Genomic DNA, 23,387 nt, shown 5'->3' with positions numbered 1-23,387 from the left:
GGAGCGCCATGTCGTTTCCGGATGTCCGTCCCCGCCGCCTCCGGCGTTCCCCGGCGATCCGCCGGCTCGTCGAGGAGACCCGGGTCGCCCCGGCCGAGCTCGTCCTGCCCCTCTTCCTCAAGGAGGGGCTGACCGAGCCACGCCAGATCAGCTCCCTGCCCGGTGTTGTGCAGCACTCCCGGGAGTCGCTGCGCAAGGCCGCGCACGAGGCGGTGACCGCCGGGGTCGGCGGCCTGATGCTCTTCGGCGTGCCGGAGAGCGCGAACAAGGACGAGACCGGCTCGTGCGGCCTCGACCCGGACGGCATCCTGAATGTCGGCCTCCGCGACCTGATCGCGGAGGTGGGCGACTCCACGGTCGTGATGAGCGACCTGTGCCTCGACGAGTTCACCTCGCACGGGCACTGCGGCGTCCTGGCCGAGGACGGCTCGGTGGACAACGACGCCACCCTGGCGGTCTACGCCGAGATGGCGGTCGCCCAGGCTGCCGCGGGCGCCCACATGGTCGGGCCGTCGGGCATGATGGACGGTCAGATCGGCGTGGTGCGGCGAGCGCTCGACAAGGCGGGCTACCAGGACGTGTCGGTGCTCGCCTACTCGGCGAAGTACGCGGGCGCGTTCTACGGCCCGTTCCGCGAGGCCGTCGAGTCGACCCTGCAGGGCGACCGCCGGCAGTACCAGCAGGACCCACCCAACCTGCGCGAGGCCCTGCGCGAGGTCGACCTCGACGTGGCCGAGGGCGCCGACATCGTCATGGTCAAGCCGGCCCTGCCCTACCTGGACGTCATCGCGGCGATCCGTGAGCGGGTCACCGTGCCCGTCGCCGCCTACCAGGTCTCCGGCGAGTACGCGATGGTCGAGGCGGCCGCCCGGAACGGCTGGATCGACCGCGAGCGGGTCATGCTGGAGTCGCTGACCTCGATCAAGCGGGCCGGCGCCCAGATCACCCTGACCTACTGGGCCACCGAGGCCGCCCAGCTCCTGCGCGACCGCTACTGAGCGGCTTTCGCCGAGCTCGTCAGTCGTCGTTGCGGATCGTTCCGGTGCCGGTGCTGTCCAGGACGCGTACGGGATAGAGCGCGGCCACGTCGAGCCTGAGTTGCTCGTCGCGCTCGCGCAGGCGGTCTCCGCGCACCTGGATCGGGAAGTCGACGGCGGTCGCGCCGGCCGGGATGGTCAGGCAGCCCAGGTAGGGGTCGAAGTCGGCGTAGGGCAGCGTCGCCGGCCCCGGCACGGTGGCCGCGCAAACCGTCAGCGCCCGGCTCAGGGGCCGGCTCAGCGTCACCGGGAAGATCATCGGCGTACGACCGGTGTGACCCTCGACGACGCTCGCGTCCCCGACCGTGAGCCCGGCCCGCGACTGGAACCGGGCCACCTGGGGGTCGTGGTCGCTCAGCCCGCGCGTGGCCGACTCGGGGTGGTCGGCGTTCACGTGCGCCGACCGCATCTCGATCAGGTCGCCGTGCAGCCCGTCGTTGACGAAGAGCTGGTCGAGCGTCTGGGCCTGGCCCTCGAAGACGTACGAGTAGGCGGACGACGGCGCGTCGGCGACCAGGTCGTCCCAGAGATTGTGCAGGCCGGTCGCGTAGAGCGGGCCCAGCTGATCGCCCGGCTCGGCCGGGGTGGGATCGTCGGGCCGCGGGAAGACGTTCAGATCGCCGCCGAGGACCACGCGCGCGTTCGGGTGGGCCACCTCGATCGCGTCGGTGATCGCCGCACCGTACGCCGCCTGCTCCCGGCGCTGGCCGACCCGGGTCTCCGGTCCGGACGAGAAATGGTTGCCGATCGCCCAGAGCTGATAGCTGTCGGCCGAGCCCGGCGCCGAGCGCACGTCGAAGAGGCCGACCTGCGGGGCCCGGGTGTAGACGTTGCCGCCGTCCACCCCGGTCGAGCGGTCGACGTCAGCCGGGAGCACCGCGTTCAGCGTCTTCGGGTTCGCGACGTCGGTGTTGCCCGGCAGGGCCGTGCCGCGGTAGGTCACCCGCGGCGACGAGCCCAGCACCGGGTCGGTCGGCCCGGCCGCGGCGAGCGACAGCCGGTCGGTGCGGTAGAGGAACGCCGACACGATGCCGCGGGCGTCGGCGCCGCCGCGGTCGGCTGCCGCCTCGTACGCCGGACCGCCGGTCGCGGCGATGGTGAGGGCGAGCTCCTGCAGGGTGTCGGGGCGGCCGTCGGCGTTGTCGGCCGTGCCGCAGGTCAGGGCCCGGCTCACGACGCGGCAGATGTCCTGGTCTTCGGCCTCCTGCACCAGGATCAGGTCGGGGCTGTGCAGGTCGGTGGTCACTTGGCGGGCCAGCCGGGCGAGCCGGGTGTCGTACGCGGTCTGATCGGCCGGCACGTAGTCGAACGGCGGGGCCACCCCCGGGCAGCCACTGTTGCCGGTGAAGTCGCAGCCGTCGTGGGGGTCGTCCCGGAAGTCGTACAGGTTCTCGACGTTGAAGGTGGAGATCGCCAGCTCGCGCTGCCGGTCGGCGGGACGCGGCGGCTGGTTGGCGGCCGGGTCGGCGCCGGGCCGGAACGCGACGCTCGCAACCTGGATGCCGTACTTGCCGAACGCGTAGGAGAGGCCGCCGACCGCGTCACCGGTCGTGGTGTCGAACGTGCGCGCGGGCGGCAGCGACCGGCCGGTGGCCTTGACGCCCATCGGGCCGAGCATGATGCGGTTGCCGTTGCCATTGTCGGCCACCCCGGAGACGTCGTCGAGCGGATGGGCGTCACGGAAGACCCGCCGGGAGTACGGGTCGCTCCGCTTCAGCAGCGGATCGCCCCGGTCGACCAGCCACACCTCGGCGTCCCGGGTGGAGGCGTACGTCTTGGTGTTGGAGACGACGCCCGCGCCGGCGCGCACCCTGAGCTGGGCGCCCTCGCGCTGCTCCCAGAACAGGCCGGCGGCCTCTCGGGCGGCCGGCGGAACGGCGTCGTCGACCTGCACCTCGGCCGCCACGTCGAGGCCCGTGGCCAGGGTCGTCACCCACTCGGCACTGGTCAGCTGGGTCAGGTCGAAGTACTCGGCGACCCGCGCGTTCACCACGATCTCGTCGCCCACCCGGGGGGCGTAGCCGCCGATCAGCGTGGTGAAGGCGCCGAGGAAGACGAAGACGCCATCGGAGGTGGCCGGATCGCCGTCGGTGAGGGCCTTGCGGCTCTGCAGGAAGAACCCGTGCTGCTCTGCGCCGGCGCTGGTGTGCGCGAGGGTGAGCTGGGTGACGACCCCGCGCACCTGGTGTCTCGCGCTGCTCGGGCCGTTGCCGGTGGCCGGGGCGTAGGGGGAGCGGGCAGTCGGGCCCTGGACGGCGCCCACGGTGAGCGGGTCGGCCGGCTCGGCGGCGTGCGCAGTGCCGGGGATGAGAAGGGCAGCCACAGCGAGCAGCGGCAACATCCGGTGACCCAGCACGGCGCCTCCACGGCGGACCGGCGGTCGGGCGTCCGGTCGCAGAGGTTGAGCCTAGTCGATGGGCTCCAAGCTTTGAACCAGTTGCGCGACGTCGGCGCCGTACTCGTACCAGTCGCGGTCGGCCTGATAGCCCAGCTCGGCGTTGACCTTGAGCATGGACTCGTTGTGCTGCGCGTTCCAGGTCTGCACCTCGCGCAGCCCGGGCTCGGCCGACCGCAGCTCGAACAGCATGCGCGCCTTGATCGCCCGGTCGATGCCGTAGCCGCGGTGGTCACGGACGACGATCGTGTCGTACTGGTCGGCGCGCTCGGGATGGTGGGCCGGGACGACGACCTCGGTGAGGCCGGCGACGACCTGGCTGGCGTCGTGGACGGCGAGCACGATGTACGGCTTCAGGCCCCGCTTGTGCAGGGTGTCGAGCGAGTCACGCAGCCGCTGCGGGTCGGAGGAGCGGGGCGCGAGGTCGAGGTCGTCCTCTTCCTCGGGCGCCTCGAGCTTGGCCTGCGCATAGGCCTCGAGCAGGTGGTCGGGCGGGCCGCCGGGGTGGAACTCGACCCGGTAGCCGGCGCCGATGCTGTTGGACATGACGGTCAGCGCGGGCCAGTCCACACCGGACAGGGTGAGGACGCTGCGGGTCTCGACATACTCCCGCTCGAAGCCGAGCGCCTCGTAGAACGCGATCGCCGGGGTGCCGCCGATGGCCTCGACGCCGATCGTGGAGAAGCCCTCCAGGTACGCCCGGCGGGCCGCGACCGCGATGAGCTGGCGTCCCAGGCCGCGCCGTCGCAGGCGGGGCTGCACGATGACCTCGAGCACGCCGATGTCGCCGAGCAGCAGCATGCTGATGTGCGCGAAGATCTCGCTCTCACCCTCGGGGAGCCGGTCGTCCTCGGCCACCCAGCTGATCCGCCGCTCGCCCGGCATGGTCTCGGCGAGGTAGTCGCGGACCTGACCGTCAACCCACGGGGGATCGTCGGGGAGATCGGTGGCGAGTACCGCGTTCACCGTCCCCACGAGCGACCGGATCTCCGCCGCCGAAGCGGTCCGGGGATCCCATTCACGCACCCTCACCCGTACAGCTTGCCGGTAAGCGCAGCGTCTGGGAAGTGCTCCGACCGTAAATGTGTAGGTACCGTCACGCTGCGTGCATGTTTCCGTATCACGTCCGCGACCGGCGTCCGTAGTCGTTGGCCGCGTCGAACACCTTCTGTGCATAAGGCCGGACCGCGTTGTACGACAGGATCGCGTCCCACCACGCCTCGGGCCGGGTCAGGTTGCGCCCGCCCTGGCACAGGTAGGTCGCCGCGGTCAGGGACGCGTCGTCGATGTCGTTGGGGTCGGCCACGCCGTTGTTGTCGGCGTCCACCTTGTAGGAGTTCCAGGTCGCCGGGATGAACTGCAGCGGCCCGACCGCCCGGTCATAGGTGGTGTCCTGGTCGAGGGCGCCCCGATCGGTGTCCGGGATGAGCTGCCGCCCACCCTTGCCGTCGAGCGGCAGCCCGAAGATCGGCGGAAGCGCGGTGCCGTCGGTGGACAGTACGGCCCCGTTGGCCGCCCCGTGCGAAGACTCGATCTTGGCCAGCGCCGCGATGGTCGTCCAGCTCAGGCGGCACGACGGGGTGGTGCGCTGAAGCACCAGCTCGGCATAGCCGTAAGCCTGCGCCGCGACGACCGGGATGCCCAGCCGGGTGCCCATCTGACCCGCCCAGCCGGCCAGCGTGTCGGCCGGGCGCACGCCCGACTGCGCCCCGGCCGTGGGTCCGGCGGTCGCGCCCGCCGCTCCGGTCGGCACGGTGGCGCCGGGCAGCCCACCCGGAACGCCCGGCAGCCCACCCGTAGCGCCCGGCACTCCACCCGTGGCGCCCGGCAGCCCGCCCGTAGCGCCGGGAAGTCCGCCCGTGGCGCCGGGAAGTCCACCTGTGGCGCCCGGCCCGCCTGGCAGGTCGCCCTGGCCGCCGCCCGGGAAACCGCTCGGGACGCCGCCCGGCAGTCCGCTCGGGCCGACGGGCTGACCGGCTGAGGGAAGAGCTCCCGTGGCCCCGAGGGGGAAACCGGGAGTGGCACTCGGCGATGACGCCGACTCGAGAGCCTGGGGCACGAGATAGGCGCCCGCCGTTCCCGCCGCGCCCAGCAACAGGACGGCGATGACCGCGGGCACGATGAGCCGGCCGCTGGGCCTTTTCGCCCAGGCCGCGGTGCCGCGCCCGACCCGTTCCACCACCCGCACGGGCGCCGCCCGCCGCAGTCGGCCCGACCGCCGAACGGCCGTAGCGGCAACCGGCGAAGGCGCTGCCTGACCCGCCGCCGCTGTGGCGCCTGGAGTTGCCGCTCCGCCACCGTTGGTGGCCGCTTCGGTGCTGGCGCTCGGGTCTGCGGCCGGGATGCCGCTCGAGGCGCTCGCCTGCTCGCTGCCCGTCGCCGCCTGCCCGGCCGGGGTTTCGGGCGGTGAGCCACCGCCGGCCCGGTCGGTGGGTGTCCTTTGTGCTGGGATGGCGGGCGGCGAACCGCTGCTCTTCTGCGCCGCCGGGTCCTTTGCCGGCGTGGAGCCGCCGACCGCAGTGCCGGGTGTCTCCGAGTCGGGCGCCGTGACCGGTGATCCCTGCGAGGGGACGACGGGAGACGAACCCGGGCGCTCGGCACTCGGCTCGGCGTCGGTCGGTGCGGGTGCCGGGCTTTCGAGAGGCGCCGCGCCGGAGCTCGCCAGCGGGCCGCCCTGATGCGGAGCCGCGGCTCTCAGCTCGGGCTCTGCTCCTGGTTTCTCCTGCCGCTCCACCACGCGGACGACACTACCCAACCGGGGCCCGCTGCGAAGTGTCCCGTCGATGCCTGTGGACAACTCGCGCGCGACGGACGGGCTGGCTGTCCGGCCGGCGGTCGGAGGCCATACGCTTCTTCCATGCCGCGTTACGAGTTCCGCTGCCGCGCCTGTGGCGACACCTTCGAGGTCAACCGGCCGATGAGCGAGGCGTCCGATCCTTCGGACTGCCCGCAGGGCCACGCCGACACGGTGAAGCTGCTGTCGACCGTCGCTGTGACCGGTCGCGGTGGCGGTGCGTCGTCCGGCCCGGCCGTCCCGGCCGGCGGCGGCTGTTGCGGCGGCGCCTGCGGCTGCTGATCGCCCAGCTCGGGCGGTCATCTCGGCGCGCTGGATGCCATCGCGCCGCCCTTCGGGCCCTCACCCGGCCGGCACCGAAGGCTCGCCATCTGCCGAGCTCAGAATCGTCCGGTCGCGGCCGTAACCGGCACTCGCTCCCTGGGTGACATCACATCGCCTGGGGCAGGTTGCCTGCCCGTCTGGCGACCGCCTGATTGTTCTTCGCCGACGGCGCCGACCGCGCCGGCCAACGGAAGCCGCGGCCCGCATGTGTCTGCTGTTGGCCGGTGGCCAGCGACTTGCGAGCTGCTATTGCTGTCCGCGAGCGGCGAACTGCTGTCCGCAGCCGCTGTCCGCGAGCCGCGAGCCGCTATCCGCCTCCTGTGACCCGCGAGCGGCAGTCGACCGAGTTCGCATCGGCGCTCAGCCAAGCGACCCACCGCCTTCCAGATGGTGGGACGGAACCACTTCCGGCTCCGCCCGGCTGATCTTTTCTCCTTTGGCGGACCCCTGGTGCGACCCGCCACGAAGCCGCCGGAAATATGATGATCTAGCTGCGCGAAACGGCTAGTCCGGCGACCCGTCCGGAGCCTCCGGGACGTCGCGCAGCCTGCCTCGTGCCGGCACCCGCCGAACGAGCGACCGGATCGGGCCGACCACGCCGTGACTCAGCTCGATCCATTTCGTTACGTCACGCGTAGTGCTGTGCGAAGCCGACGATGTCCTCCGTCCGGGGTCGGCCGTGGCGGGTGGACCGTCACCGTCCGTTTCTACGATGGTCGGTGACGCTGCGATACGTCAGCATGAGACGTGACTTCCCAAAGGGGGCGGAGGTTCAACCGTGTCGGGACGCACCGAGCTGCCGAGCGGCATGGTGACCTTTGTGTTCACCGACATCGAGGGCTCCACGCGGTTGGCCCGCCTGCTCGGCGACGACTACGGCAAGATCCTTAATGATCACCGCTCCGTGATGCGAACTGCTCTCGGTGACTTCTCCGGTGTCGAGCTCTTCACCGAGGGTGACAGTTTCTTCGTCGCTTTCCAGGATCCGGCGGACGCCATCGCGGCCTGTGTGGAGGCTCAACGGCAACTGTCCGCACATGACTGGCCGAGCGCGGAGGTCACGCCGAAGGTCCGGATGGGCATGCACACCGGCCCGGCCCGGCCGGTCGCCGGCGAGTACACCAGTGCCGAGGTCCACCGTGCCTCCCGGGTCGCCTCGGCCGCGCATGGTGGCCAGATCCTCTGTTCCGGGGCGACGATGCTGGCCGTCCTCACCTCCGGCGCCGCCGTGCCTTTTGCGCTGACCCTGCCGCGTCCACGCCCCGGTGAGCCCGGGCGGCCGATCGGCGCCGACGTCGACCTGCTGGACCTCGGCCCGCATCGCCTGCGCGGCTTCGACGACGACGAGCGGCTGTTCCAAATTCTTGCGCCCGGCCTCGAACGCGATTTCCCGCCGCCGCGTACGCCGGGCGCCGCCACCCATAACCTTCCGGCGCCGTTCACCGCCTTCCTGGGCCGCCGGGCCGAACTGGCCGAGCTCCTCACCCTCATCCAGAACCGGCGCATCGTCACCGTGACCGGGGCGGGCGGGTCGGGCAAGACGCGCCTCGCGCTGGCCGCGGCCGAGCAGCTCCTGGACGCGTACCCGGAAGGGGTCTGGAACGTCGACGTGGCGGGCGGTCCGGCCGACGTCAGCGCGGCGACGGCGACGGCGGTGGGAGTGCGCACCGAGCCGGGCCGTCCCGTGTTCGAGACGCTTCTCGAGCACTGCGCCGAGCGGCGGATGCTGCTGGTCCTGCAGACCGCGGAGGCCGCGCCGGCCGCCTGCGCCACGGTCGTCCGCCGTCTGCTGGCTCGTTGCCCCCGTCTCGACGTGCTGGTGACCAGCCGGGTGCCGCTCAACGTTCCGGGCGAGGTCGTCTGGACCATTCCGCCGCTGTCGCCCGGCGACGTCTTCGCGCTGCTTTCCGAGCGCACCGCCGAGGCCCGCGGCGGCCGGTCGGCCCCGGTCGAGGACCACGCCGATCTGGCCGAGGTCGCCGCCCGGCTGGAAGGTTCCCCGCTCGCGGTCGAGCTGGCCGCGATCCGGCTGCGATCGCTCTCGGCCGCTCAGCTGGCCGCCCGCCTCGACGACCCGCTCACGGCGCTCGACCCGGTCGGCGCCGGCCCGGGCGATCGGCAGGACAGCCTGACCGCGAGCCTGGACTGGTCCTATCGGACGCTCAGCACGCCGGCGGCCGGCCTGCTCCGTCGCCTCGCGGTCTTCGCCGGCACGGTCGATCTCGGCACGGTCGAGTGGTGCGGCGTCGAAGCGCTCGGCGCGCTCTCCGAGCTCACCGACAAATCCCTGATCGAGCTGGTGCCGGGCCCGCGCTACCGGCTTTCCGGCCAGGTGCGGGCGTACGCCTCCCGGCGCCTAACCGCGGCCGGTGACGAGCGTGCCGCGCGGGACCGGCACGTCGCCTGGTCGCTGCACACGCTGAACTCCGTCGTGACGGACACCGACGGCCAGCCCCGTACGACCTCGCTGACCGAGCTGGCGCCGTTCGTGCCCGAGTGGGAGACCGCGCTGCGCTGGGCCGCCGACCGGGGCAGCGTCCGCTCCGGCCTGCGCCTGGCTCTGGCCCTGGACCCGTGGTGGCGCGAGCACGGCGGCGCCGGGCACGGACGTGACCTGCTCTCCCGTCTCTACCAGCGGCTGGACGGGGTCGATGTCGAGCCGGCCGTGCTGGCGTCCACCCATCTCGTACACGCGGGCCTGGCCACCGACCGCAGCGAGCGCACCCGGTTCCTGGACCGCGCCGAACAGATCGCCCGCACCGAGAAGAACCACGCGCTGCTGGTGCGCGCGCTGGCCGGGCACCGGAGCACGTTGATCGAGGCGGGCCGCTTCGACGAGGCCGAGCAGCTGTGCCGCGACGTGATCGCCGAGGCCGAGCGGTGCGGCGTGGCCGAGGCGGCGCTGCCGGCCGTGATCGCGCTGGCCGAGCTGCTCTGGCGCCGTGACGAGTTGACCGCCGCGGCCGAGCTGCTGGGCGCCGCCCGCCCGGCCGAGGCCGCCTGCCCCGAGCATCGCGGCAAGCGGACGGTCGACTGGCTGCTCGGGATGGTCGCGCTGCGCCGCGGTGACCTGGTCGCCGCGCATGATCACCTGGTGGTGGCCCTGCGCTCGAGGTTGCGGCACGGGTTCAGCGGGGCGGCTGCCGACGCGGTGGCGGCCCTGGCCGTGCGCTGTGCGATGGGTGGCGACCCGGCCACCGCCGCGGTGCTGTTCGGCGGGGCCGAGGCAGCGCGCGGGGCCCGGCGTACGGAGATGTTCGGGCGCTTCTGGTCGGGCCGGCAGCTCTCCCTGCGGACGACTCTGGGCGACGCCGCCTTCGACGGGGCGTACGCCGACGGGGTCGGTCTCGGGTTCGACCGGATCGTCGCGATGGCGCTCGCCGTCGAGCACCCCGACCTCGAGGACGGCGCCGCCCGTTTCGCTCAGACCTTGCGCGGTTGAGCCCGGTCGCGTCGTTGACGTCCCGGAACGATGGCGAGTGTGACGTCCGGGGCAGTTGCTCCGGACCCGCTCGCTATGGTGTCACCGTGCGGGGCATCACATGATCCATCTGCCGAGGGTCCGGAAGGGCCCTCTTCGCGCGCTGGGCATCCGCCTCGCGCTGGCTATCGTGCTCGTGCTGGTCACGGTCACCGCCATCTACCTCGACCGGGACGGCTACCGGGACGTCAACGAGGACGGGCTGACCCTGCTCGACTGCTTCTACTACGCGGTCGTGTCGCTCTCCACCACCGGTTACGGCGACATCACGCCGGTCACGCCGCAGGCCCGGCTGGTGAACGTCCTGTTCATCACCCCGGCCCGCGTGCTCTTCCTGATCATCCTGGTCGGCACCACCCTCGAGGTGCTCACCGACCAATATCGCAACAGCCTGCTTGTCAGCCGGTGGAGGCGACAGTTGAAGGACCACATCATCATCTGCGGCTACGGCACCAAGGGCCGGGCCGCGGTCGCCGCGCTGCTGGAGACCGGCTACACCAAGGCGCGGATCGTCGTCGTCGAGAGCCGGCCCGAGGGCGTGCGCCAGGCCCAGGCCAACGGTCTGGTGACGATCGAGGGCAACGCGACCCGGTCGGCGGTGCTGCACGAGGCCGACGTCAAGAACTGCAAGGCGGTGATCATCGCGACCGACACCGACGAGGCCTCGGTGCTGATCTCGCTGACCGTACGCCAGCTCACCGCCGGTCAGGTGCGGATCATCGCCTCGGTGCGTGAGCAGGAGAACGCCGCCCTGCTCAAGCAGAGCGGCGCGCACCACGTCATCGTCTCGTCGGCCACCGCCGGTCGCCTGCTCGGCCTCACGACCACCGCTCCGCCGCTCATCGACGTGGTCGAGGATCTGCTCACGCCCGGACAGGGCATGGCGCTGGCGATGCGCAGCGCCGAGCGTTCCGAGGTGGGCCAGAACCCGCGCCAGTTGAAGACGCTGGTCGTCGCCCTGATCCGCCGGGGCAAGGTGCTGCCGCTCGGCGGCGAGCAGATCGTCACCATCGAGACCGGCGACATGATCGTCTACATCCGCGACGAGACCAGCGACGCCAACGTCGCCGTCTGAGCTCAGCCCGGTTTGCGGGCCACCCCGGCAAACTCGGAGACCTTGTCGGTGATGCCGGGGTACGCGGGGTCGGGGCGCCAGGCCGAGCACGTCACCACGCCGGGTTCGAGCAGGTCGAGCCCGGTGAAGAAGGCGGCGATCCCGTCGCGGGTGCGCGCGGTGATCGGGGCGGCGCCGCTCTCGTTCCACTGCCGCATGGACTCTTCCACCGCCGGGCCGTTGACCTCGGTCGTCGGGTGCGAGACGACCAGATAGCTGCCGGCCGGCACGGCCTCGACCAGCCGCCGGACCACCGCGTACGCCTCGGCGTCGTCGACCACGAAGTTGACGATGCCCAGGAGCATGATCGCGATCGGTTTCCGGAAATCGAGCGTCCGGGCCGCACCGTCCAGGATGGTCGCGGTGTCTCGCAGGTCGGCGTCGAGGTAGTCGGTGGCGCCCTGCGGTGAGCTGGTCAGCAGGGCCCGGGCGTGCACGAGCACCATCGGGTCGTTGTCGACGTAGACGACGCGGCTGCCGGGCGCGACCGTCTGGGCCACCTCGTGGGTGTTGCCCGCGGTGGGCAGGCCGGTGCCGATGTCGAGGAACTGGCGGATGCCGCCCGACCCGGCCAGGTGCCGGACCGCGCGGCCGAGGAACTCCCGGTTGGCCCGGGCCGACTGGACCAGCTCGGGCATCAGGGCGAGGGCGTACTCGGCGGCCTCGCGGTCGGCGGCGAAGTTGTCCTTTCCGCCGAGCAGGTAGTTCCACAGTCGCGCGGAATGGGCGACCTCGGTGTTCAGCGCCTGGTGGAGCTCAGGATCGGTCACGGCAGGACCCCCGGCATCGATGAGGATGCCCATCGTACCGAGGGTCGTGCCGAGCCGGGAGCCCTAGAGGATCGTCCAGGTGTCGGCCTTGCCGAGCAGTCCGTCGAGCATCTGCTCGGGAGTGCCGTCGGCCTGGGCCTTGGCGTCGACCAGCTGCTTGGTGATCAGCTCGTCGTAGGACGGGCGCTGCACGTTGCGGAACACCCCGATCGGCGTGGTGCCGAGATCGGAGCCGGAGAGGCGGCTCAGCGCGAACGCGTAGGCCGGGTCGTCCACCGTGGCGTCGTGGACGAGCGGCTCGCCGCCCTCCTCGACCTTGAGACCGAAGCTGCCGGCCGGGTGGGTCACCGAGAACTGGTTGTCGGTGCCGAAGGTGATCGGCTGACCCTGCTCGAGCCGGATCAGGTGGTCCTCGCGGGTGGTCGAGTCCTTGATCAGCTCGAACGCGCCATCGTTGAAGATGTTGCAGTTCTGGTAGATCTCGACGAACGCCGAACCCTCGTGCTCGGCCGCCGCGCGCAGCACCGACTGCAGGTGCTTGCGGTCCGAGTCGATCGTCCGGGCGACGAACGTGGCCTCGGCGCCCAGCGCCAGCGAGATCGGGTTGAACGGCGAGTCGGCCGAGCCCGCCGGGGTCGACTTCGTGATCTTGCCCAGTTCCGAGGTCGGCGAGTACTGACCCTTGGTCAGGCCGTAGATCCGGTTGTTGAACAGCAGGATCTTGAGGTTGACGTTGCGGCGCAGCGCGTGGATCAGGTGGTTGCCGCCGATCGACAGCGCGTCGCCGTCACCGGTGACGACCCAGACCGACAGGTCGGGGCGCGAGACCGACAGCCCGGTGGCGATCGCCGGCGCCCGCCCGTGGATCGAGTGCATCCCGTACGTGTTCATGTAGTACGGGAAGCGGGACGAGCACCCGATGCCCGAGACGAAGACGATGTTCTCGCGCGGGATGCCGAGCTCGGGCATGAAGCCCTGCACGGCGGCCAGGATCGCGTAGTCGCCGCAGCCGGGGCACCAGCGGACCTCTTGATCGCTCTTGAAGTCCTTGGCGGTCAGCTTGACCGGAGTCAGGGGCAGATTGCGGGAACCCAGTGTTGAGCTAGCCATTCTTGACCACGTCCTCGAGCATGTTCTCCAGCGTCGCGGCGGTGAAGGGCAGGCCGCTGACCTGGTTGAAGGGGACCGCGTCGATCAGGTACCGCGCGCGGATCACGTGGGCCAGCTGGCCCAGGTTCATTTCCGGGATGACCACCTTGTCGTACGCCGCGAGCACCTCGCCGAGGTTGGCCGGCAGCGGCGCCAGGTGACGCAGGTGGGCCTGGGCGATCGGCAGACCGCGCTGCCGCAGGGCCCGGCAGGCCGCCCCGATCGGCCCGTACGTCGAGCCCCAGCCCAGCACCAGCACGCGCGCGCTCTCGTCGGCGTCCTCGACCTCGACGTCGGGCACCTCGATGGCCTCGATGCGGGCGGCCCGGGTGCGCACCATGTGTTCGTGGTTGGCCGGGTCGTACGAGATGTCGCCGGTCTTGTCGGCCTTCTCCAGACCGCCGATGCGGTGCTCGAGGCCGGGCGTGCCGGGGATCGCCCACGGCCGGGCCAGCGTCTCGGGGTCGCGCAGGTAGGGCAGGAAGCGGCCGTCCTCACCGTTGGGCTCGGTGGTGAAGCCGACGGAGATGTCCGGGAGCTCGTCGGCCGACGGCAGCAGCCACGGCTCGGAACCGTTGGCGACGTAGTTGTCCGAGAGCAGGATGACCGGCGTGCGGTATTTCAGCGCGATCCGGGCCGCCTCGATCGCCGCGTGGAAGCAGTCCGACGGCGATTTGGGCGCGATCACCGCGAGCGGGGCCTCCCCGTGCCGCCCGTACAGAGCCATGTTGAGGTCGGCCTGCTCGGTCTTGGTCGGCATGCCGGTGGACGGGCCGGCCCGCTGCACGTCGACGATGACCAGCGGCAGCTCGAGCGCGATGGCCAGCGAGATGGTCTCGCCCTTGAGCGCCACCCCGGGGCCGGACGTCGTCGTCACGCCCAAAGCGCCACCGTACGAGGCGCCGACCGCCGCGCCGATGGCGGCGATCTCGTCCTCGGCCTGCACCGTGGTGATGCCGAACTTCTTGTGCTTGGACAGCTCGTGCAGGATGTCCGAGGCCGGGGTGATCGGGTAGGCGCCCAGGAAGAGCGGCAACTTGGACCGGACGCTGGCCGCCACCAGGCCCAGCGCGAGCGCCTGGTTGCCGGTGATGTTGCGGTAGGTGCCCGGCTTCATGCGGGCCGGCTTGACCTCGTACCGGACGGTGAAGCTCTCGGTCGTCTCGCCGAAGTTCCAACCGGCCTGGAAGGCCGCCTTGTTGGCCGCGACGAGGTCGGGCCGCTTGGCGAACTTGGTCTCGAGGAAGCGCAGCGTCGACTCGAACGGGCGCGAGTACATCCAGCTGAGCAGGCCCAGGGCGAACATGTTCTTGGCCCGCTCGCCGTCCTTCTTGGCCACGCCGAGCTCGGCCAGCGCGCCCACCGTCATCGAGGTGAGGGCAACCGGGTGCACCGCGAAGTCGGCCAGCGAGCCGTCCTCGAGCGGGCTCACCGTGTAGCCGACCTTGGCCAGGTTGCGCTTGGTGAACTCGTCGGTGTTGACGATGATGTCGGCTCCGGACGGCAGGTCGGCCACGTTGGCCTTGAGCGCGGCCGGGTTCATCGCGACCAGCACGTTGGGCGAGTCGCCCGGCGTCAGGATGTCGTAGTCGGCGAAATGCACCTGGAAGCTCGACACACCGGGCAGGGTGCCGGCAGGGGCGCGGATCTCGGCCGGGAAGTTCGGCAGGGTGGAGATGTCGTTGCCCAGCTGAGCGGTTTCCGAGGTGAATCGGTCACCGGTGAGCTGCATGCCGTCGCCCGAGTCACCGGCGAACCGGATGACCACCCGGTCCAGCTGTTCGACTCGCTTCGCTCCAGCGGACACGTTCACAACCTCCCAAGGGCGCCGGCCGGCGGGAATGAGCACATCGATGGGCCGGCCCGCTGTCGTCACTTCCAGCCTACGTCGCCGCTCCTTACGAACCGGGACAGGCCGTTGACCACAGTAGCCAGGTGAGGCTTGCCTGAACCACAGGAGTCCACTATCCGGCTAGGCTGACCGGTCGTGGACGGCTATCTGGGTTCGTACGCCACGCTGGGCCTGGTGGCGGTGGCCGGCGTGCTCGTCTTCGTGGGGGCGTTCGGCGCCAACAAGCTGCTGCGCCCGGCCGCTCCGGCTCAACCCCCGGGCAAGTACGTGTCGTACGAGAGCGGCATCGACCCGGTCGGCGGCGACTGGGCGCAGGCGCAGATCCGCTACTACGTCTACGCGTACCTCTATGTGCTCTTCGCCGTGGAAGCCGTTTTTCTCTTTCCGTGGGCGGTCGTCTTCGATCTTCCGGGGTTCGGCTGGGCCACCGTGACCGAGATGGGCGTGTTCGTGGCGGTCCTCGCGCTCGGCATTCTCTACGCCTGGCGCAAAAAGATCCTGACCTGGACCTGAGCCCGCGGCGCCGGGAGTGTCGGGGTGGCGGGCTCGCCACGCGCTGTCCGACATGCCAACATTCAGCGCATGGGCCAGCTTCTCCTCTTCATCGTCGTGGCATTGGTCGTGGCCGCGATCGTGTTCGGCGTGACCGTCATGATCGGTGGCGGCGACAACGCCTTGACGCCCGTCGAGCCGGACGGGGCCGCCGTGCCGCTGCCCAGCGACCGGCCGCTCGGTGAGGAGGACATCTCCCACGCGAAGTTCGACACGGCCTGGCGCGGTTACCGCATGTCCCAGGTCGACCAGGCGCTGCAGCGGGCGGCCTACGACATCGGTTACAAGGGCGAGCTGATCGGCGTGCTCGAGGCCGAGGTCATCGCCCTGCGCGAGGGGCGTACGGCGGACGCCGACGTGCTCCGCAAGGCCCGCGAGGCGGCCATCGCCCCGGCCGAACCCCTCAACGAGCTGCAGATCGAGCTCAACGCACAGCCGGCCGACGTCCTCGCCTCGGACGACCCCGCCCAGCGCAGTGGGGAGCCCGTCCAGCGCGGTGCGGAGCCGGCCCAGCGAGGTGGGGAGCCCGTTCAGCGTGGTGGGGAGCCCGTCCAGCGTGGTGGGGAGCCGGGCCAGCGTGGTGGGGAGCCGGCCGGGCGCGGTGCGGAGCCGGCCGGGCGCGGTGCGGAGCCGGCCCAGCGCAGCGAGCCGGTGGAGCCGCGATGAGCGCGACCGGACCCGGCGACGGACTGGGCGACGCCGTCCGGCCCGGCTCCGGCGAGGTCACCGCCACGGTGATCGTCAACGCGCCCGCCGCCCGGGTCTTCGCCGCCTTTCTGACCTGGGAGAAGCAGGGCGAGTGGATCCCGTTCACCAAGGTCCGCGTCGTCGAGGGCGACGGCGGTGAGGGCAGCCTGGTCGAGGCGGTCACCGCGCTCGGCCCCGCGACGCTCCGCGACGAGCTGCGGGTAGTCAAGATCAATCCGCCGTACGAGGTCCGCGTCGTGCACTGCGGCAAGGTGCTGCGGGGGCCCGGCACGATGCGGTGCACCCCGATGTCGGGCGACCGCACCCAGGTGGTGCTGCACGAGTGGTTCCACCTGCCGGCCGGCCCGGTCGGCAAACTGGCCTGGCCGGTGCTCTGGCCCGGGTCCAAGGTGAGCTTCACCGCCGCCCTGAAGAAGTTCGGCCGGCTGATCGAGGACGGCCGCCTGCCTTAAGCGCCTGTTTCGTGGTCTGAGCCAAGCCGATCCGGGCCCAGCCACGCTGAGCCGAGCCAAGTCGCGCCAAGCCAAGCCGCGCCGCGCCGAGCGGCGGCGTGGCTCGGCGACGCCGCCGCGGCCGGGGTGCCCGCGTTCTTGTGCGGCGGTCGACTCGGTTCTGTCAGACCTCGGCTCTACGGTGGTCGCCATGACAGACACCTCGGCGTTCGGCGCGCCGCAGCCTGGTGTGGCCCCGGCCGGCCTGCTCGAGGCCGGTCTCGTGCTGGGCGAGGACGGCAAGGCGCGCTGCTTCTGGGGCGGTGGCAGCCCCGACTACGTGGCCTATCACGACGACGAGTGGGGCCGTCCGGTGCACGGCGACGACCGGCTCTTCGAGCGGATGTGCCTCGAGGCGTTCCAGTCCGGCCTGGCCTGGATCACCATCCTGCGCAAACGGCCGGCGTTCCGGGCCGCGTTCGCCGGGTTCTCGATCGACAAGGTGGCCGCCTTCTCCGAAAGCGACGCCTCCCGGCTGATGACCGACGCCGGCATCGTCCGCAACCGGATGAAGATCGACGCTGCGCTGCACAACGCCCGTGTCGCCGCCGACCTGCCCGACGGTCTCTCCGCCCTGCTCTGGTCGTATGCGCCCGTCCCACGCCCGCCCCGCCCGGCCACCCGGGCCGAGGTGCCGGCCACCACCGCCGAGTCCAAGGCCATGGCCAAAGACCTGAAGAAACGCGGCTTCCGCTTCGTCGGTCCCACCACGGCGTACGCGTTGATGCAGGCCACCGGCATGGTCGACGATCACCTGGCCGGTTGCTGGGTCCCGCCCCCGCCGGCCGACCCGGCCCCGTGATGAGATGGACGGCATGGCGCACTGGGCGGTGATCATTCCGGCGGATCGATGGGCGACCGAGCGGCTGTTCCACCACGACACGGTGACGGTGTCGGGTGGCGCGGGTCCGGTCGAGCCCGACGACGAGGTGCTTCTCGTGGTCGGCGGCGAGGTGGTGGCGCTCGCCCACGCGGCCAAAGCGGACGGTGACGATCTGGTGCTGGCTTACCTGCGGCGTGCCTTCGACGAGCCGGTGTCTGCCGCTGAGCTGGCCCTTGATGAGGATGATCTGCGTATCGCGCCGGTCGATCCTGAGGTGTTCCGGCGGCTTGCGGGTGGTCTTGGGGGGTCGGGGCGCGCTGGGGGGAAGAAGACTTGGCTGGTCAGTGTGGCGCTGCCGATCGAGGCTGCGACTCCGGCTGAGGCGGTTCGGCAGTTCTGGTCTCATGTCGAGGAGTTGGGGCCGGGGGAGCTGCCTACTTATGTGTGGCCTTCGGGGGATGAGTTGGCTATGCAGGCCTTTGTGCTCGGGCAGGAAGCCAATCAGGATCCTGAGGAAGAGGACTGAGCTGGGGTTGCTCGGCGGTCGTGGCGCGCGCCCGTCGACGTGACGAAACGGGCCCTCCGCCTACCCGTCGAATCGGCCCGTCCGCCTACGCGTTGAAACGGCCCGTCCGCCTACGCGTTGAAACGGCCCGTCCGCCTACGCGTTGAAACGGCCCGTCCGCCTACGCGTTGAAACGGCCCGTCCGCCTACGCGTTGAAACGGCCCGTCCGCCTACGCGTTGAAACGGCCCGTCCGCCTACGCGTTGAAACGGCCCGTCCGCCTACGCGTTGAAACGGCCCGTCCGCCTACGCATTGAAACGGCCCGTCCGCCTACGCATTGAAACGGCCCGTCCGCCTACGCATTGAAACGGCCCGTCCGCCTACGCGTCGAAACGGCCCCTCCGCCCACGCTTCGAAACGGCCCCTCCGCCTCACCACGGTTGGCTTGATGGTGGCTGAGCTTGCTGGTGGCTGGGCTTTGGTGGCTTGGTTTTGAGGTGGCTGGGCTGGGTGGGCAACGCTGCTGAGCTTGCTGGTCGCCGCTTCGCGACTCCGGGGGCGCTCACCTTTTAGGTCAATGAGTTGGGCTCGGTTTTCCAACGCCGCAAACCCCGCGACGTCGGAAAACCGAGCCCAACTCATTGACGGCGAGCGCCCAGGCCGCTCAGTAGGAAGGGGCGCACGGAGGAGAAGTGGTGCTTTCGCGCAGTAGGAAGGGGCGCACAGAGGAGAAGTGGTGCTTTCGCGCAGTAAGGAAGGGGCGCACGGAGACGAGGTGGTTTTGCGCTCAGTAGGAGGGGGCGCACGGAGGGGAAGTGGTGCCTGCGCTCAGTGGAGGCCGTGATCACTGGACCCGCGGGGGGTGAGCGGTCAGCCGCCTAGGGAGGTGGCTGCGGTGCGGATGGCTGTAGAGAAGTAGCTGACCTGGGTGTAGACGCCGGGCTTGTTGGGGCGGGCGCAGCCGTCGCCCCAGCTCACGATGCCTACCTGGATCCAGGCGTTGGTGGCGTCGCGGCGGAACATCGGGCCGCCTGAGTCGCCCTGGCAGGTGTCGACGCCGCCTGCGGTGTAGCCGGCGCAGATCTCTTCGGCGGGGATCACGCCGCCGCCGTACATGGTCGACGAGTTGCAGGTGGTGTCGCTGACGAACGGCACTGTGGCCTTCAGCAGGTAGCGCTGCTGGGAGCCGTTCTCGCGGTTGGCGCCCCAGCCCGAGATGGTGAACGTGCCCGAGTCGTACGCGGTGGTCGTCGCGATCGGCAGTGTGGCCAGCGTCGTCACGGGGCTGGCCAGGCGGATGAAGGCCCAGTCGTCGCCGTTGCCGTTGTAGCCGGGCGCCCGGTAGACGTAGTTCGACTTGCGGGTGATCCGGGTGCTCGACTGCAGGTCGACCGAGCCCATCGTGGCGGTGATCGACGTGTTGGCGCCGGTGCGGCTCACGCAGTGCGCGGCCGTCAGCACGAGGGTGGGGCTGTAGAGGGCGCCGCCGCAGCCCATCGACAGCCGCACCATGAACGGGAACTCGCCCTGCGCGGCTCGGCTGCCGCCGACCACCGACGGGCCGGCCACCCCGTCACCCGGCCCGGCCGGCGCTGCCGCGGCCGGTGACGCGGTCGCGCCCCACGCCGCCATGGTGACCGTGGCCAGCGCCGTGCCCACGAAGATCCGCCAATTGACCATTCGGTCCTCCCACCAACGAGCGCGCCCGGTAGGACGCGTAGGGGAGGAGCGTAGGCATCGAGATCCGTAAATGAGGCGATCCCGAAACGGTCATACCGCGGGAGGTGCCCCCCGGGTTTCGCGCCCTTCGGCGGAACGGGTCGGCTACCTGCCCTCGAAGACCGGCTTCTGCTTGGCCACGAACGCCGAGACCGCGGCCTTGTGGTCGGCCGTGGCGCCGCAGATGGCCTGGGCCTGGGCCTCGGCCGCGAGCGCGTCCGAGAGCGTCCCGGCGTCGCCGATGGAGAGCTCCCGCTTGATCGCCCCGTAGGCCACCGTCGGCCCGGCCGCGAGCCGCTCGGCCAGCGCGTGAGCCGCCGGGAGCACCTGCTCGTCGTCCTCGGTCACCTGCGAGAGCAGACCCATCTCGTACGCCCGCTCGGCCCGCACCGGCTCGGCCAGCAGCAGCAGCTCGAGCGCCCGGGCGTGCCCGACGATCCGCGGCAACGACCACGAGACCCCGCTGTCGCCGGCCAGCCCGACATTGGCGAACGCCATCAGGAACGAGGTCGTGGGGCCGCCGATGCGGAAGTCGGCCAGCAGCGCGAACGACGCGCCCGCCCCGGCCGCCGGGCCGCGCACCGCCGCCACCACCGGCTTGGGCATGCTGGCCAGCCGCTGGGCGATCGGGTTGTAGTGCACCCGCACGGTGTCGAGGTCGGTGCGGCCCGAGGCCAGCTGCGCCTCGTGCTCGCGCAGATCCTGACCGACGCAGAACGCCTTGCCCGCCCCGGCCAGCACGATCGCCCGGCACGACCGGTCGGACTCGAGCGAGGCCAGCGTGTCGCGCAGCGCCTCCTTGAGGCCGACGTCGAGGGCGTTCATGGCCTCGGGCCGGTTGAGGGTGAGCGTGACGACAGCACCGGTGCGGTCGACGAGGAGCGACTCGGTCAGGGGCGGTTGGACGGCGGTCATGGCTCTGAGAATCCCACACGGTTGCGAGTCACGGACTGCAGGCATCGCTCGACGTAGCGGTCGGCGGCGGGCCGCAGACGGGTCGCGTGCCGGTCGAAGAAGCCGGCCGCGCCGGTGCCGGGCCAGCGTGGTGGGAGCAGCGACGCGGGCAGCTGCGGATCGCGGAACAGGAACGAACGCCAGGCGTGGACCAGCTGGAAGCGGGCCGCGTAGGCCTGCTCGTCGGTGCTGCGGGCGTTGACCGACGTGACCACCGGGCGCAGGTCGGCGACGAACTGCTCGTACGACCGGGCCAGCCCGGGCAGATCCCATGCCCGGCCGACGACCTCGGCCGCCCCCGGCGACCCGGCCGCGTGGCCGGCGCTGAACCGTTCGTACCCGATCCCGGCCTCGCGCAGCACGGCGTCGGTGTCCTCGGCCGGGCGGGGCGCGACCCACGCGTGGTCGCCCAGGGGCCCGTAGCCGAGGAACGCGAGCCGGCCGGCCTCGCGCTTGCCCAGCGGGGCGTTCAGCAGCACCAGATCGAAGCGCCCGTCCCACCCGGACCGGCCGGTGCGGTAGATCCGGGCCGCTGCCTCGTCGAGCCGGCGCGCCGCCTTGGGGGTGAGCAGATAGCCCGGTCCGGAGACCAGTCGCAGGGGATGCAGCCAGCCTTGTCGCACCATGCGGGAGATCGCCGTGCGGACCGCGGGCGGCGCTATGCCGAGCGGCGCAAGCAGTCTGACCAGGGCGGCGACGGGTGCGCGGCCGCCTCGGGGACGGAGGTAGTCGCCGTACAGGTCGAAGAGTGCCGACCGCGCCTGCATGACCGCACATTGTGACAGCCGGAAAGGCGATATGCTAGACGCTGTCACATCCGCCCGGGCTGGGTTTGGGTTCGCCGGTGTTCATCAGGGAAAATGTTTGATCGGCACGGTGGGCCGGGTCGCGTCAGCACGCGCAATGGCCCTCGGCCGCCGGTCGGATACGAGGTACGGCGTCGTGTGGGGCTGAGCACACGACGTAAGAAGTGGCTGTGGGATCAACCCACCGACACCCTGATGTAGGTCTGAGGGGAGACAAGATGGCGGCGATGAAGCCGCGGACGGGCGATGGTCCGCTGGAGGTCACCAAGGAGGGTCGGGGCATCGTCATGCGGGTCCCGCTGGAAGGTGGTGGCCGTCTCGTCGTTGAGATGACTCCGGACGAGGCCAGCGCGCTGGGTGACGCGTTGAAGTCGATCGCCGGCTGACGTTTCACGCGAGCCCGCCGGTACGGTACCGCCCGGACCGGCGGGCTTTCCACGTCTTCGAGAAAGGTCACGCTCTCGTGTATCCGATTCGCCTGACCGACCGCCTCGACGACGACCGGACCCGCATCGTGCCGATCGGCGCGCCGGGTCCACTTTCGCATGCCGAGGGCGACCTTGGTGCCGAGATCGCAGCTCTGGCCCCCGGGGGCCAGCCGGCCGGCACGGTACGGGAGTTCCCGCGCCCGTTGCGGCGCCCGGCCACGGTGCTGCTGGCCGAGGTCGGGGCGGGCGACGAGGCGGGCTGGCGCGCGGCCGGCGCCGCGGCCGCCCGAGCAATTCCCGGCGACGTACCGGCGCAGGTCCACCTGGGCCGAGCCGCCACCGACGAGGCCGTGCGCGGGGTGGCCGAAGGTCTCTGGCTGGGTGGCTACCACTACCGCGACGGCCGTACGGAACCCCGGACGGCCGAGGTCGAGCTGGTCACCGGCAACCCCGAGGCGTACGCCGGGAGCCTGGCCCAGGCCCAGGCCACCGCCCGCGCCACCTGGCTGGCCCGGGATCTGACCAACACACCGCCCTCGATCAAGAACCCGGACTGGATGGCCGAGGAGATCAGCGGCGCCGCGGCCAAGCGGGCCGGGACGGGCGTACGCGTCCTGTCCGGCGAAGCCCTGGCCCGTTTCGGCGGCCTGCGCGCGGTCGGCGGCGGCTCGAGGTTCCGCCCCTGCCTGGTCGAGCTGACCTGGTCCCCGCCCGGCGCGACCGCCCACGTGGTGCTGGTCGGCAAGGGCATCACCTTCGACAGCGGCGGCATCTCGATCAAGACCCGCGAGGGCATGAAGCGGATGAAGAACGACATGGCCGGCGCGGCCGCGGTCGCCGCCGCCACGCTGGGCGCGGCCGATCTCGGCCTGCCCGTCCGCGTCACCGCGCTGCTGCCGCTGGCCGAGAACGCGGTCAGCGGGTCCGCCTACCGCCCCGGCGACGTGATCACCCACTACGACGGCAGCACCAGCGAGTCGACCAACTCGGACGCCGAGGGACGTCTCGTGCTGGCCGACGCGCTGGGCTACGCCGCCGAGCTCGACCCGGACGTCGTGATCGACCTGGCCACGCTCACCGGCGCCGCCCCGGTCGCTCTCGGGCCGGGCATCGCCGCTCTCTACAGCGACAGCGACGACCTGGCCGGGGCGCTCGAGCGGGCCGGCGCGGCGGCCGGCGAGCGGATGTGGCGGATGCCGCTCAACGGCGACTACCGCGAACTGCTGCGCAGCGACCTGGCCGACCGGCACAGCTCGCCGACCCACGGCGGTGGCATGGCCGCGCTCTTCCTGCGCGAGTTCACCGGGGCGTACGCGGACCGCTGGGCCCATCTCGACATCGCCGGACCGGCCTGGACCGACACCACCGAGCTCGAACTCACCCGCGGCGGCACCGGGTGGGGCGTGCGGATGCTGCTGCGCTATCTCTCATCGTTTGACGGCGCTCTCATCGTTTGACGGCGCTCTCATCGTTTGACGGCGCTC

General features: G+C 71.4%; 19 protein-coding genes and 1 pseudogene. 11 read left to right on the top strand and 9 right to left on the bottom strand.

Annotated elements, in window-relative coordinates; all coding sequences use genetic code 11:
* The first annotated feature begins 8 nt into the window (after positions 1–8).
* The gene (gene hemB, locus HJC40_RS22625; RefSeq protein ID WP_250003337.1) at positions 9–998 is read left to right on the top strand and encodes a porphobilinogen synthase; all 990 of its coding nucleotides are present in this window, start codon (positions 9–11) and stop codon (positions 996–998) included.
* A gap of 19 nt (positions 999–1,017) precedes the next feature.
* Here the strand turns inward: hemB and HJC40_RS22620 are convergent.
* The 3 genes and pseudogenes from HJC40_RS22620 to HJC40_RS46190 all read right to left on the bottom strand — a co-directional run.
* Positions 1,018–3,306: pseudogene (locus tag HJC40_RS22620) on the bottom strand (endonuclease); the annotation flags it as partial.
* A 138-nt stretch (positions 3,307–3,444) separates the two neighbouring features.
* Positions 3,445–4,464, bottom strand: coding sequence for a GNAT family N-acetyltransferase (locus HJC40_RS22615; RefSeq protein ID WP_250003335.1), 1,020 nt, complete (start codon positions 4,462–4,464; stop codon positions 3,445–3,447).
* 88 nt (positions 4,465–4,552) lie between these two features.
* A complete protein-coding gene (locus tag HJC40_RS46190; RefSeq protein ID WP_250003333.1) occupies positions 4,553–5,620 on the bottom strand; it encodes a lytic murein transglycosylase in 1,068 nt (355 codons plus the stop codon).
* A gap of 669 nt (positions 5,621–6,289) precedes the next feature.
* Between HJC40_RS46190 and HJC40_RS22605 the strand changes: the two genes are divergently transcribed.
* The 3 genes from HJC40_RS22605 to HJC40_RS22595 all read left to right on the top strand — a co-directional run bounded on the left by HJC40_RS22605 (position 6,290) and on the right by HJC40_RS22595 (position 11,106).
* The gene (locus HJC40_RS22605; protein ID WP_250003332.1) at positions 6,290–6,508 is read left to right on the top strand and encodes a zinc ribbon domain-containing protein; all 219 of its coding nucleotides are present in this window, start codon (positions 6,290–6,292) and stop codon (positions 6,506–6,508) included.
* Between the two features lie 820 nt (positions 6,509–7,328).
* Positions 7,329–9,992: an adenylate/guanylate cyclase domain-containing protein gene (locus HJC40_RS22600; RefSeq protein WP_250003331.1), complete on the top strand. Its 2,664-nt coding sequence runs from the start codon at positions 7,329–7,331 to the stop codon at positions 9,990–9,992.
* A 100-nt stretch (positions 9,993–10,092) separates the two neighbouring features.
* A complete protein-coding gene (locus HJC40_RS22595) occupies positions 10,093–11,106 on the top strand; it encodes a TrkA family potassium uptake protein (protein ID WP_250003330.1) in 1,014 nt (337 codons plus the stop codon).
* A gap of 2 nt (positions 11,107–11,108) precedes the next feature.
* Here the strand turns inward: HJC40_RS22595 and HJC40_RS22590 are convergent, their stop codons facing one another.
* From HJC40_RS22590 to HJC40_RS22580, 3 genes are read right to left on the bottom strand one after another with little or no spacing between them, the layout of a single operon-like run.
* Positions 11,109–11,948 carry an SAM-dependent methyltransferase gene (locus HJC40_RS22590; protein ID WP_374272448.1) on the bottom strand — a complete coding sequence of 280 codons (840 nt, stop codon included), beginning with the start codon at positions 11,946–11,948 and terminating at the stop codon, positions 11,109–11,111.
* Positions 11,949–11,978: 30 nt separating this feature from the next.
* Positions 11,979–13,025 (bottom strand): 2-oxoacid:ferredoxin oxidoreductase subunit beta, encoded by a 1,047-nt coding sequence (locus tag HJC40_RS22585; protein WP_250003328.1) that lies wholly within the window; start codon positions 13,023–13,025, stop codon positions 11,979–11,981.
* Entirely contained in the window at positions 13,018–14,871 is a 1,854-nt protein-coding gene (locus HJC40_RS22580; RefSeq protein ID WP_308200931.1) for a 2-oxoacid:acceptor oxidoreductase subunit alpha, read from the bottom strand. Before HJC40_RS22580 ends, HJC40_RS22585 begins: the two co-directional genes overlap by 8 nt.
* 180 nt (positions 14,872–15,051) lie before the next feature.
* On the opposite strand from HJC40_RS22580, the gene ndhC reads away from it, so the two are divergent.
* The 5 genes from ndhC to HJC40_RS22555 all read left to right on the top strand — a co-directional run bounded on the left by ndhC (position 15,052) and on the right by HJC40_RS22555 (position 18,016).
* Positions 15,052–15,429: an NADH-quinone oxidoreductase subunit A gene (gene ndhC, locus HJC40_RS22575; RefSeq protein ID WP_250003327.1), complete on the top strand. Its 378-nt coding sequence runs from the start codon at positions 15,052–15,054 to the stop codon at positions 15,427–15,429.
* Between the two features lie 69 nt (positions 15,430–15,498).
* Positions 15,499–16,134 carry a DivIVA domain-containing protein gene (locus tag HJC40_RS22570; RefSeq protein ID WP_250003326.1) on the top strand — a complete coding sequence of 212 codons (636 nt, stop codon included), beginning with the start codon at positions 15,499–15,501 and terminating at the stop codon, positions 16,132–16,134.
* Positions 16,131–16,628: an SRPBCC family protein gene (locus tag HJC40_RS22565; RefSeq protein WP_250003324.1), complete on the top strand. Its 498-nt coding sequence runs from the start codon at positions 16,131–16,133 to the stop codon at positions 16,626–16,628. The genes HJC40_RS22570 and HJC40_RS22565 overlap by 4 nt, the downstream gene beginning before the upstream one ends.
* Positions 16,629–16,890: 262 nt before the next feature.
* Positions 16,891–17,469 (top strand): DNA-3-methyladenine glycosylase I, encoded by a 579-nt coding sequence (locus tag HJC40_RS22560; RefSeq protein WP_250003458.1) that lies wholly within the window; start codon positions 16,891–16,893, stop codon positions 17,467–17,469.
* 13 nt (positions 17,470–17,482) lie between these two features.
* Positions 17,483–18,016 carry a hypothetical protein gene (locus HJC40_RS22555; RefSeq protein WP_250003457.1) on the top strand — a complete coding sequence of 178 codons (534 nt, stop codon included), beginning with the start codon at positions 17,483–17,485 and terminating at the stop codon, positions 18,014–18,016.
* A gap of 850 nt (positions 18,017–18,866) precedes the next feature.
* Here the strand turns inward: HJC40_RS22555 and HJC40_RS22550 are convergent.
* The 3 genes from HJC40_RS22550 to HJC40_RS22540 all read right to left on the bottom strand — a co-directional run bounded on the left by HJC40_RS22550 (position 18,867) and on the right by HJC40_RS22540 (position 21,436).
* Positions 18,867–19,676: a trypsin-like serine protease gene (locus HJC40_RS22550; RefSeq protein WP_250003322.1), complete on the bottom strand. Its 810-nt coding sequence runs from the start codon at positions 19,674–19,676 to the stop codon at positions 18,867–18,869.
* 144 nt (positions 19,677–19,820) lie between these two features.
* Complete coding sequence (locus tag HJC40_RS22545; protein WP_250003456.1) at positions 19,821–20,609, bottom strand: enoyl-CoA hydratase-related protein; 789 nt, start codon at positions 20,607–20,609, stop codon at positions 19,821–19,823.
* A gap of 17 nt (positions 20,610–20,626) precedes the next feature.
* The gene (locus HJC40_RS22540) at positions 20,627–21,436 is read right to left on the bottom strand and encodes a PaaX family transcriptional regulator C-terminal domain-containing protein (RefSeq protein ID WP_250003320.1); all 810 of its coding nucleotides are present in this window, start codon (positions 21,434–21,436) and stop codon (positions 20,627–20,629) included.
* A 257-nt stretch (positions 21,437–21,693) separates the two neighbouring features.
* On the opposite strand from HJC40_RS22540, the gene HJC40_RS22535 reads away from it, so the two are divergent.
* On the top strand, positions 21,694–21,861 hold the full coding sequence (locus HJC40_RS22535) for a DUF3117 domain-containing protein (RefSeq protein WP_014694782.1): 168 nt from the start codon (positions 21,694–21,696) through the stop codon (positions 21,859–21,861).
* A gap of 77 nt (positions 21,862–21,938) precedes the next feature.
* Positions 21,939–23,360: a leucyl aminopeptidase family protein gene (locus HJC40_RS22530; RefSeq protein ID WP_250003319.1), complete on the top strand. Its 1,422-nt coding sequence runs from the start codon at positions 21,939–21,941 to the stop codon at positions 23,358–23,360.
* The last annotated feature ends 27 nt before the right edge of the window (positions 23,361–23,387 follow it).

It is taken from the genome of Actinoplanes sp. M2I2 (assembly GCF_023544445.1).
GTDB lineage: Bacteria > Actinomycetota > Actinomycetes > Mycobacteriales > Micromonosporaceae > Actinoplanes.
Note: the sequence above shows the minus strand (reverse complement) of the source record. Positions and strands in the feature narration are given on the sequence as shown.

Coding starts and splice junctions, on each gene's coding strand:
- HJC40_RS22540 (WP_250003320.1), bottom strand. CDS start 21,436: ATGCAGGCGCGGTCGGCACTCTTCGACCTGTACGGCGACTACCTCCGT.
- HJC40_RS22585 (WP_250003328.1), bottom strand. CDS start 13,025: ATGGCTAGCTCAACACTGGGTTCCCGCAATCTGCCCCTGACTCCGGTC.
- HJC40_RS22605 (WP_250003332.1), top strand. CDS start 6,290: ATGCCGCGTTACGAGTTCCGCTGCCGCGCCTGTGGCGACACCTTCGAG.
- HJC40_RS22555 (WP_250003457.1), top strand. CDS start 17,483: ATGGCGCACTGGGCGGTGATCATTCCGGCGGATCGATGGGCGACCGAG.
- HJC40_RS22565 (WP_250003324.1), top strand. CDS start 16,131: ATGAGCGCGACCGGACCCGGCGACGGACTGGGCGACGCCGTCCGGCCC.
- HJC40_RS22590 (WP_374272448.1), bottom strand. CDS start 11,948: ATGGGCATCCTCATCGATGCCGGGGGTCCTGCCGTGACCGATCCTGAG.
- HJC40_RS22570 (WP_250003326.1), top strand. CDS start 15,499: ATGGGCCAGCTTCTCCTCTTCATCGTCGTGGCATTGGTCGTGGCCGCG.
- HJC40_RS22535 (WP_014694782.1), top strand. CDS start 21,694: ATGGCGGCGATGAAGCCGCGGACGGGCGATGGTCCGCTGGAGGTCACC.
- HJC40_RS22550 (WP_250003322.1), bottom strand. CDS start 19,676: ATGGTCAATTGGCGGATCTTCGTGGGCACGGCGCTGGCCACGGTCACC.
- HJC40_RS22595 (WP_250003330.1), top strand. CDS start 10,093: ATGATCCATCTGCCGAGGGTCCGGAAGGGCCCTCTTCGCGCGCTGGGC.
- hemB (WP_250003337.1), top strand. CDS start 9: ATGTCGTTTCCGGATGTCCGTCCCCGCCGCCTCCGGCGTTCCCCGGCG.